Raw genomic sequence first — 10,166 nt, 5'->3', positions numbered from 1 at the left:
CCCCACCGCCACCCCCCCCGCCGAGCCCTCGCCCGCCACTGCGTCGATGGCCTCCTGGACGGCGGCCTCGGTCCGTGACTAGATTCTATAGTGGGTGTCTGGTGTTCTGACGTGTGCTCTTCCGTTCTGGTGCGGCCGCCGTCGGCCTGGAGGAGTTCGCCGTGCACGTAGCTCGCGCGCGGCGAGGCGAGGAAGACGATGGCCTCGGCGATCTCACGCGCGGAAGCCGTGCGGCCGAGCGGGGACTTGCGGCCGGTCTCGTCGACGGCGTCGGGGAGGAGGGCCTGCGTCCCCTCGGTCACGGTGGCGCCCGGCGCGATCGCGTTGACGCGGACCCCCGTGCCGCGGTACTCCACGGCCCACGTCCGGGTCAGGGACTCCAGGGCCGCCTTGGTCGCCGAGTACGCCGCCGCACCCGGCACCGCGAACGAGGTCGCGGACGTCGACACGGTGACCACGCTGCCCCGGCCCCGGGCCGCCATGCCCGGCAGCAGCGCGGCGGTCAGGAAGAACGGCGCCCGCACGTTCACGTCGAACAGCCGCTGGAAGCCCTCCGCGTCCTGGTCCGCGGTCGCCGCGAACGGGAAGATGCCGGCGTTGTTGACCAGCACGTCCACCTCGCCGACCGCCTCCGCCAGCGCCCGCACCGACCCCAGGTCCGCCATGTCGGCGGCGAGGAACTTCGCCTGCCCGCCCTCCGCCTCGATCGACGCCACGGTCTCGGCGCCGCGCGCCTCGTCCCGCCCCGTGACGATCACCGTCGCGCCACCGGCCGCCAGCAACCGCGCGGTCTCCCGGCCGATCCCCGCCGTGCTGCCCGTGACCAGCGCGAGCTGCCCGTCAAACTCCATGATCCCCACCTTGTTCGAAGTTCGGTGAACATCGAACAACCTACCCCCGACAGTTCGACGTTCGCAAAACATCGAACACCTAGACTGGCAGACGTGCGCCACGCCGACCGCAACCCGGACGTCGATCAGCTGACCCTGACCGACGTCCTGGCGGCGCTCAGCGACCCCCTCCGCGTCGGCCTGGTCCGCCTGCTCGCCGACGGCGAGGAGTTCAACTTCGGCGAGTTCGACGCGCCCGTCGCCAAGTCCACGCTCAGCCACCACCTCAAGGTGCTCAACGCCGCGGGCCTGACCTGGCGGCGCGAGGAGGGCACCCGCTGCTTCATCCGGCTCCGCCGCGAGGACATCGACGCCCGCTTCCCGCACCTGCTCGACACCGTGCTCGCCGCCGCCGACCGGGACGACGTCGGCAACCACGTCACCACCCCGGGCGCCGCGTGCTGAGCGAAGGGGTCCGCGACGCCGGTCCCGCCGGCAGGATGTCCGCGTGACCAGGGGCCTGCAGTACTTCGCCGCGTGGTCGGCGTCGACGGCGGTCGCGGTGGTGCTGTCCTGGCTGGGCATCCGGTTCGTGCTGGACGCGGGCGCGCCCGAGCGGCCGCGCGTCGTCGCCGGGCCCACGCAGTCCTCGGCGATCGCCCGGACCACCACCACGACCACCACCGCCGCGCCCATCACGACCACGACCACGGTCGCGGTGATCGCCACCGTCGCGCCGACCACGACGACGACGGCCGTGCCGACCACCACCACGACCACCCAACCCCTGCCGTCGGAGAACGGCACCTGGACCGAGCGCGACGGCGAACCGGTCTACCTGCGCAGCTTCACCCTGCACGGCGGGGTCGCCGCGATCAGCTTCTCCGCCTCGGACATGGAGCCCATCTCGGCCACCCCGCGCCAGGGCTTCGCCGCCACCGTCGAACAGCCCGCGGACGCCGTCGTGGTCGAGTTCACCGGCGGCGGCCACCGGTCCCGGCTCGAGGCCACCTGGGTCGGCGGACCGCAGTGGCGGATCGTCGAGGCCGGCTGACCGCCCGGCCCGGTCGCGGCCCGACCAACACCGCCAGGGTCACCTCGGCGCGCAGCCTCGGCAGCAACGCGTGGAAGGCGTCGCCCGGGCACACGGTGCCGTCCCAGAAGTCCCGGTGGCCGTGGATCTCCGCCGGCGGGATCGAGTACTGCCGGCAGATCACCACGCACAGCCACACCAGCGCGTCCCACTGCCCGGCGGGCGGCACCTCGTCGACGTAGGTGCCCTCGTTCTCGATCCCGATCGAGTTCCGGTTCTGCCCGTACGCGTGCGCGCCCTCCACCATCCGGTCGCCGGCCAGCAACGCGTCCACGCTGCCGTGCCGCCCCTCCAGCACCACGCCGCCGCGCGTGATGGTGAAGTGCTGCCCGGTGTCGCCCCAGTCGTTGGCGTCCATGTGCAGCGCCTGGAAGAACCGCGCCAACTCGTGCGCGTGCTGCCGCGAACCGTCCGCCACGTTCTCCGTCGCCGTGTGGTGCACCAGGATCCGCTCCGGCCCGCGGCCCAACGTCACCGGCTGGTCGACCGGCGTCCTCGCACCCCACTCGGCGCACCGCTCTATGCGCCGTCGGGGCGCACGGGGCGGCAACGTGGCCGCGACCGACCCGACCACCGCGCCGACCCCGAGCAGCACCGCACGCCTGCTGACCACCGCTCCCCCTGATTCGTCAGGCGGGAGCCGATCACCCCGGCCCCCGGCGGGCAACCCGCCCCCGCTGTCCATGCTTTCACCCGTTCGCGGCAGCGACGCCACCCGTTGGCCGAGTGGTGGTTCGATCACGGTCATGACGCACCCCGGCGAACCGCACCGCGACGACCTCTCCGGCCGGCTCAACCGGCTGCGCGCCGGCGTCCTCGGCGCCAACGACGGCATCGTGTCGACGGCCGGGCTCGTGGTCGGCGTCGCGGGCGCCACCACCGACCGCACCGCGATCTTCGCGGCGGGCCTGGCCGGGCTCGTGGCGGGCTCGCTGTCCATGGCGGGCGGCGAGTACGTCTCGGTCAGCACCCAGCGGGACACCGAGCGGGCCGCGCTCAGGCTCGAGGAGCGCGAGCTGCGCGAGATGCCCGAGGAGGAGGAACGCGAGCTCGCCGAGATCTACCAGGACAAGGGGCTGTCGGAGGACCTCGCCGCGCGGGTCGCCCGCGAGCTGACCGAGCAGGACGCCCTGCGCGCGCACGCCGAGGCCGAGCTGCAGATCGACCCGGACAACCTGACCAGCCCGTGGCAGGCCGCGTGGGCGTCGCTGGTGGCGTTCGCGGCGGGCGCGCTGATCCCGCTGGTCGCGATCGTGCTGCCGCCGACCGGGTGGCGGGTGTGGGCGTGCGCGGTGGCCGTGCTGGTCGGCCTGGTGCTCACCGGCGTGGTCAGCGCCCGCCTCGGGTCGAGCCGCGTCGGCCGCGCGGTGCGCCGCAACGTGGTCGTCGGGTCGCTCACGATGATCGTCACGTACTACGTCGGCCTCCTGTTCGGAGCAACGGTCGGCTGACCGTGATCACGCAGCGCACACACCCTCGGTGGTTCGCGGGAAAAAGTCACCACCCGGAGGTGTGAGGTACGCAAAGTGCGGGTACCCGCAGCCGACTTGTCGCCGTCGAGCGCGGCAGGCCCGGACCGGAGGTGCGCGCCGTGGCCCATCCACCGACATCACTGCTCCTCCTGCGCGGCGCGAAGGCCGAACGCCGGCTCTGGGCGCTGCTGGCGGCGCTGTTCGCGCTGGTCTCGGGCGTCAACGTGATCTTGGCCGTGAGCGAGGGCGCGTGGTGGCAGGGCGCGCTCGCGGCGCTGTGCCTCGTCGTCGCGGTGGGCTGCGGGCGGGAGTCCAGAAGAGCCGGCAGCTGATTTCACCCGGCACTGAAGTTCCGAAAGTGAGCGAAACTCTGGTCCGACCGGGTGTACCCCGTTGGTCGGAACGGCGTCAAGTAGTGGTGTGATTCACCACGACGCCCTGTCGGACTAGAGCCATAACCGCGAATTCACACTATCGTCACAAGACCCCGGCAATCCCGGTGCACCGCCAAGCGCTCCCGAACGGCCCCATCCGGCCGCGAGGCGCGCACGAGCAAGTGCAGTTCTCCCGCACAACGGAGTGCGGAACCCACGCCGACGATCTCTCGGGCGTGGGTCCACAGCCAGTACCTGCAGGCCGAGCTGTCCGCGTAAAGCCGCGCGCGGGCGTTCGGCCGTCTCCGTATGCCCGGACGACGCCACGGGAGGGCCCGTTGTGACCCACCACCAGCCGCAAGGCCTTTACGACCCGCAGTACGAGCACGACGCCTGCGGTGTCGCGTTCGTCGCCGACCTGGCCGGTCGCAGAAATCACGCGATCGTCAGCCAGGCCCTGGTGGCGCTGCGCAACCTCGAACACCGGGGAGCGCGCGGCGCCGAGCCGGAGACCGGTGACGGCGCGGGCATCCTGATCCAGGTGCCCGACGCGTTCTACCGCGAGGTCGTCGGCTTCCCCTTGCCCGAGCCCGGCGGCTACGCGGTCGGCACCGCGTTCCTCCCCCAGGAGGGTCAGGACGAGGTCAAGGAGCAGATCGAGCGCATCGCCGCCGAAGAGGGCGCGACGGTCCTCGGGTGGCGCGCGCTGCCGGTGGACGCCGACCACGTCGGTCCCACGGCGAAGACCACCATGCCCGCGTTCAGCCAGCTCTTCCTCAGTGGCGCGGAAGGCCTGGAACTGGAACGCCTGGCGTTCGTGGTGCGCAAGCGCGTCGAGCACGCGACCGACGTGTACTTCCCGAGCCTGTCCGGGCGGACGATCGTCTACAAGGGCATGCTCACCGAGCCGCAGGTGGAGAAGTTCTTCCCCGACCTGACCGACGAGCGGGTCACCAGCTCGATCGGCCTGGTGCACTCGCGGTTCTCCACCAACACGTTCCCGTCGTGGCCGCTGGCCCACCCGTACCGGTACGTGGCGCACAACGGCGAGATCAACACGTTGCGCGGCAACCGGAACTGGATGGACGCGCGCGAGTCGGTGCTCGCCACCGACCTGATCCCCGGCGACCTGTCCCGGGTCTTCCCGGTCATCACGCGCGGCGCCAGCGACTCGGCGACGTTCGACGAAGTGCTGGAGCTGCTGCACCTGGGCGGGCGCAGCCTGCCGCACGCGGTGCTGATGATGATCCCCGAGGCGTGGGAGAACCACGCCGAGATGGACGCGCAACGGCGCGCGTTCTACGAGTTCCACTCCACGCTCATGGAGCCGTGGGACGGCCCGGCGCTGGTGGCGTTCACCGACGGCACGCTGATCGGCGCGGTGCTCGACCGCAACGGCCTGCGCCCGGCCCGGTACTGGGTCACCGAGGACGGCCTGGTCGTGCTCGGCAGCGAGGCGGGCGTGCTGGAGCTCGACCCGGCCACGATCGTGCGCAAGGGCCGGCTGGAGCCGGGCCGGATGTTCCTGGTCGACACCGCCCAGGGGCGGATCATCGACGACGAGGAGATCAAGGGGCAGCTCGCGGCCGAGCACCCGTACCAGGAGTGGGTCGCCGACGGCATCCTGCACCTGGCCGACCTCCCGGCGCGCGAGCGCGAGGTGCCGACGCACTCGTCCCTGGTGCGCCGCCAGCAGGCGTTCGGCTACACGGAAGAGGAAATGGCGCTGCTGCTGCGCCCGATGGCGCGCTCCGGCGCGGAACCGATCGGCTCGATGGGCAACGACGCGCCCTTCGCGCCGCTGTCGGACCGGCCGCGGCAGCTGTTCGACTACTTCACGCAGCTCTTCGCCCAGGTGACCAACCCGCCGCTGGACGCGATCCGCGAGGAGCTGGTGACCTCGCTGCACGCCACGCTCGGCGCGGAGCCGAACCTGCTGTCGGTCGACGCCACGTCGTGCCGCCGGATCTCGTTGCCGTTCCCCGTGCTGGACAACGACGAGCTGGCCAAGCTCGTGCACGTGGACGACGACGGCACGCTGCCGGAGTTCCGCACGTTCACCGTGCGCGGCCTCTACGAGGTGGCCGGCGGCGGCGAGGCGCTGGTGCGGCGGCTGGACGAGATCCGGGCCGAGGTGTCGCAGGCGATCCGGGACGGCGCGCGGCTGGTCGTGCTGTCGGACCGGGGCGTGGACCAGGAGCACGCGCCGATCCCGTCGCTGCTGCTGACCGGCGCGGTGCACCACCACCTGGTGCGGGAGAAGACCCGCACCCAGGTCGACCTGATCGTGGAGTCGGGCGACGCGCGCGAGGTGCACCACATCGCGCTGCTCGTCGGCTACGGCGCGAAGGCGGTGAACCCGTACCTGGCCATGGCGTCGGTCGAGGAGCTGCCCGACGTCGAGCCGGAGGTGGCGACCCGCAACCTGATCAAGGCGCTGGGCAAGGGCGTGCGCAAGACGATGTCCAAGATGGGCGTCTCGACCGTGGCCTCCTACACCGGCGCTCAGATCTTCGAGGCGATCGGCCTCGGTGACGAGGTCGTGGCCACGTGCTTCACCGGCACCACCTCGCGGCTGGGCGGCGTCGGCTTCGACGTCATCGCCGAGGAAGTGGCGCGGCGGCACCGGATGGCGTTCCCGGCCGACGGCGTCCGGGCGCACCACCGCGAGCTGGAGGTCGGCGGCGACTACCAGTGGCGCCGCGAGGGCGAGGCGCACCTGTTCAACCCGCAGACCGTGTTCAAGCTCCAGCACTCCACGCGCACCGGGCGTTACGACATCTTCAAGGAGTACACGCGGGGCGTGGACGAGCAGGCCAAGCGGCTGATGACGCTGCGCGGGCTGTTCGCGTTCAAGGAGGGCGTGCGCGAGCCGGTGCCGATCGACGAGGTCGAGCCGGTCTCGTCCATCGTGAAGCGGTTCGCCACCGGCGCCATCTCCTACGGGTCCATCTCGCAGGAGATGCACGAGGTGCTGGCCATCGCGATGAACCGGCTGGGCGCGAAGTCCAACACCGGCGAGGGCGGCGAGGACGCCGAGCGGTTCACCCCCGACGCCAACGGCGACTCGCGGCGCAGCGCCATCAAGCAGGTGGCCTCGGGCCGGTTCGGCGTGACGAGCGAGTACCTGGTCAACGCCGACGACATCCAGATCAAGATGGCGCAGGGCGCGAAGCCCGGCGAGGGCGGCCAGCTGCCCGGCGCGAAGGTGTACCCGTGGATCGCCAAGACCCGGCACTCCACGGCCGGCGTCGGCCTGATCTCGCCGCCGCCGCACCACGACATCTACTCGATCGAGGACCTGGCGCAGCTCATCCACGACCTGAAGAACGCCAACCCGGCGGCGCGCATCCACGTGAAGCTCGTCTCCGAGGTCGGCGTCGGCACGGTCGCGGCGGGCGTCTCCAAGGCGCACGCGGACGTCGTGCTGATCTCCGGCCACGACGGCGGCACCGGCGCGTCACCCCTGTCGTCCATCAAGCACGCGGGCGGACCGTGGGAGCTGGGCCTGGCCGAGACGCAGCAGACGCTGCTGGCCAACCGGTTGCGCGACCGGATCGTGGTGCAGACCGACGGCCAGCTCAAGACCGGGCGCGACGTGGTGATCGCGGCGCTGCTCGGCGCGGAGGAGTTCGGCTTCGCCACCGCTCCCCTGGTCGTCTCGGGCTGCGTCATGATGCGGGTCTGCCACCTAGACACCTGTCCGGTCGGCGTGGCCACGCAGAACCCGGTGCTGCGGGCGAAGTTCGCGGGCAAGGCCGAGCACGTGGTGAACTTCTTCGAGTTCGTCGCGCAGGAGGTCCGGGAGCTGCTGGCGCAGCTGGGTTTCCGCACCCTGGCCGAGGCCGTCGGGCACGCGGACCTGCTCGACACGCGGGCCGCGGTCGACCACTGGAAGGCGGCCGGGCTCGACCTGTCGCCGATCTTCCACGTGCCGTCGCTGCCCGAGGGCGCGGCGCGGCACCGCACCACCTCCCAGGACCACGGGCTGGACAAGGCGCTGGACAACACGCTGATCCAGCTCGCCGAGGGCGCGATCGCCTCCGGCGACCGGGTGCGGCTGGAACTGCCGGTGCGCAACGTCAACCGCACCGTCGGCACCATGCTCGGCTCCGAGGTGACCAAGCGGTGGGGCGGCGAGGGCCTGCCCGACGACACGATCGACATCACGTTCACCGGCACGGCCGGGCAGTCGTTCGGCGCGTTCGTGCCGCGCGGCATCACGTTGCGGCTCATCGGCGACGCGAACGACTACGTGGCCAAGGGCCTGTCGGGCGGGCGGATCGTCGTCCGGCCGGTGCCCGACGCGCAGTTCGCCGCCGAGCAGCACATCATCGCCGGCAACGTGATCGGCTACGGCGCGACCGGCGGCGAGATCTTCCTGCGCGGCAAGGTCGGCGAGCGGTTCTGCGTGCGCAACTCGGGCGCGCTGGCCGTCGTCGAGGGCGTCGGCGACCACGGGTGCGAGTACATGACCGGCGGCCGGGTGGTCGTGCTCGGCGCGACCGGGCGCAACTTCGCCGCGGGCATGTCCGGCGGCATCGCCTACGTGCTGGACGCGGCCGTGCCGCGGGTCAACCCCGAGATGGTGGACCTGGACCCGGTGGACGAGTCGGACCGCGAGTTCCTGCGGCGCGCGGTGGAGAAGCACTACCTGGAAACGGACTCGGCGGTGGCGCACGCGCTGCTGGCCGACTGGGACCTGGCGGTGGACCGGTTCACCAAGGTCATGCCGAAGGACTACAAGAGGGTGCTGGCGGCACAGGCCCGGGCCGAGCTCGAGGGCCGGGACGTCAACGAAGCGATCATGGAGGCGTCTCATGGCTGACCCTCGTGGGTTCCTCACCACCGAGCGTGAGACCCCGCGCAGCCGTCCCGTTTTCCTGCGCCTGCGCGACTGGCGCGAGGTCTACGAGGAGTTCGAGCGGCCCAAGCTGGAGAAGCAGGCCGGCCGGTGCATGGACTGCGGCATCCCGTTCTGCCACCAGGGCTGTCCGCTGGGGAACCTGATCCCCGAGTGGAACAACCTGGTGTTCAGCGACGACTGGCGCAAGGCCTCGGAACGGCTGCACGCCACCAACAACTTCCCGGAGTTCACCGGGACGTTGTGCCCGGCGCCGTGCGAGGCCGCGTGCGTGGTGGGGATCAACGGCGATCCCGTCACCATCAAGCGGGTCGAGATCTCCATCATCGACCGGGCGTGGGACGAGGGCTGGGTCACGCCCCAGCCGCCCGTCGCGCGCACCGGCCGTTCGGTGGCCGTGGTGGGTTCCGGGCCGGCGGGCCTGGCCGCCGCGCAGCAGCTGACCCGCGCCGGTCACTCGGTCGTGGTGCTGGAGCGGGCCGACGCGATCGGCGGGCTGCTGCGCTACGGCATCCCCGAGTTCAAGATGGAGAAGTGGCGGCTGGACCGCAGGCTCGACCAGATGCGCGCCGAGGGCACCGAGTTCCGGACGAACGTGAACGTCGGCGTCGACGTCACGGTCGAGGAGCTGCGGGAGTCCTACGACGCGGTGGTGCTGGCCGGCGGCGCGACGGCGTGGCGCGACCTGCCGGTGCCCGGCCGGTCGCTGACGGGCGTGCACCAGGCGATGGAGTACCTGCCGGGGGCCAACAAGGTGGCGCGCGGCGAGCTGGAGGTGCCGCCCATCACCGCCGAGGGCAAGCACGTCGTCGTCATCGGCGGCGGCGACACCGGCGCGGACTGCGTCGGCACGGCCCACCGCCAGGGCGCGTTGTCCGTGACGCAGCTGGAGATCATGCCCCGGCCGCCGGAGAAGCGCGCCGAGGCGCACCCGTGGCCGACCTACCCGATGCTCTACCGGGTCACGTCGGCGCACGAGGAGGGCGGCGAGCGGCTGTACTCGGTGTCCACCGTCGAGTTCCTCGGTGACGACGAGGGCGCGGTGCGGGCGTTGAAGCTGGTCGAGGTCGAGGCGTCCGGCGGGCGGTTCGAGCCGGTGCCCGGCAGCGAGCGGGAGATCCCGGCGCAGCTGGTGACGTTGGCGATGGGCTTCGTCGGCCCCGAGAAGGACGGCCTGCTCACCGAGCTGGGCGTCGACCTCGACGCGCGCGGCAACGTGGCGCGGGACGAGGAGTTCGCGACCTCGGTCGACGGCGTGTTCGTGGCCGGCGACATGGGCCGCGGCCAGTCGCTGATCGTGTGGGCCATCGCCGAGGGCCGCTCGGCCGCCGCCGGCGTGGACGCCTACCTGACGGGCCGCTCCGTGCTGCCCAGGCCGATCGAGCCGACCGACCGGCCGCTCGTGTGACTCGTCCCCGGCCGCACAACGACGTGCGGCCGGGGTCGGCCTTGCCGCGGGGGCCGGCAAGGGGGGGCGGGGGCGCGGGGGTTGTCAAGCGGCGGGGGGGCAACCGGTGGGGACGTTTGGGGCAG

Annotated in this window: 8 protein-coding genes; 6 read left to right on the top strand and 2 right to left on the bottom strand. The window is 72.1% G+C overall.

Translation table 11 applies throughout. From position 1 onward, the window contains the following. A partial coding sequence (locus ABTZ99_RS43875; protein WP_499619059.1) for an SDR family NAD(P)-dependent oxidoreductase occupies positions 1-851 on the bottom strand: 851 nt, incomplete at its 3' end. A 93-nt stretch (positions 852-944) separates the two neighbouring features. Between ABTZ99_RS43875 and ABTZ99_RS43870 the strand changes: the two genes are divergently transcribed. Then, positions 945-1,295, top strand: a complete 351-nt coding sequence (locus ABTZ99_RS43870) for an ArsR/SmtB family transcription factor (protein ID WP_498779512.1) — start codon at positions 945-947, stop codon at positions 1,293-1,295. A gap of 43 nt (positions 1,296-1,338) precedes the next feature. Further along, positions 1,339-1,884, top strand: a complete 546-nt coding sequence (locus ABTZ99_RS43865) for a hypothetical protein (RefSeq protein WP_498779514.1) — start codon at positions 1,339-1,341, stop codon at positions 1,882-1,884. Here the strand turns inward: ABTZ99_RS43865 and ABTZ99_RS43860 are convergent. Continuing rightward, complete coding sequence (locus ABTZ99_RS43860) at positions 1,805-2,536, bottom strand: peptidoglycan recognition protein family protein (RefSeq protein WP_499619057.1); 732 nt, start codon at positions 2,534-2,536, stop codon at positions 1,805-1,807. The genes ABTZ99_RS43865 and ABTZ99_RS43860 overlap by 80 nt on opposite strands. 133 nt (positions 2,537-2,669) lie before the next feature. On the opposite strand from ABTZ99_RS43860, the gene ABTZ99_RS43855 reads away from it, so the two are divergent. From ABTZ99_RS43855 to ABTZ99_RS43840, 4 genes are all read left to right on the top strand, one after another. Continuing rightward, on the top strand, positions 2,670-3,374 hold the full coding sequence (locus ABTZ99_RS43855; protein WP_499619055.1) for a VIT1/CCC1 transporter family protein: 705 nt from the start codon (positions 2,670-2,672) through the stop codon (positions 3,372-3,374). A gap of 140 nt (positions 3,375-3,514) precedes the next feature. Further along, positions 3,515-3,727, top strand: coding sequence for a hypothetical protein (locus tag ABTZ99_RS43850; RefSeq protein WP_498779519.1), 213 nt, complete (start codon positions 3,515-3,517; stop codon positions 3,725-3,727). 382 nt (positions 3,728-4,109) lie between these two features. Continuing rightward, positions 4,110-8,597 (top strand): glutamate synthase large subunit, encoded by a 4,488-nt coding sequence (gene gltB, locus ABTZ99_RS43845; RefSeq protein WP_499619053.1) that lies wholly within the window; start codon positions 4,110-4,112, stop codon positions 8,595-8,597. Further along, positions 8,590-10,041, top strand: coding sequence for a glutamate synthase subunit beta (locus ABTZ99_RS43840; RefSeq protein ID WP_499619051.1), 1,452 nt, complete (start codon positions 8,590-8,592; stop codon positions 10,039-10,041). The genes gltB and ABTZ99_RS43840 overlap by 8 nt, the downstream gene beginning before the upstream one ends. The last annotated feature ends 125 nt before the right edge of the window (positions 10,042-10,166 follow it).

The organism is Actinosynnema sp. NPDC002837, assembly GCF_040295345.1.
Classification (GTDB): domain Bacteria; phylum Actinomycetota; class Actinomycetes; order Mycobacteriales; family Pseudonocardiaceae; genus Actinosynnema.
The sequence above is the reverse complement of the archived record's forward strand: the minus strand, read 5'-3'. Positions and strand labels throughout refer to the sequence as shown.

Bases quoted from the DNA above. Each gene is read 5' to 3' on its own strand.
- ABTZ99_RS43855 (WP_499619055.1), top strand. From the start codon at position 2,670: ATGACGCACCCCGGCGAACCGCACCGCGACGACCTCTCCGGCCGGCTC.
- ABTZ99_RS43840 (WP_499619051.1), top strand. From the start codon at position 8,590: ATGGCTGACCCTCGTGGGTTCCTCACCACCGAGCGTGAGACCCCGCGC.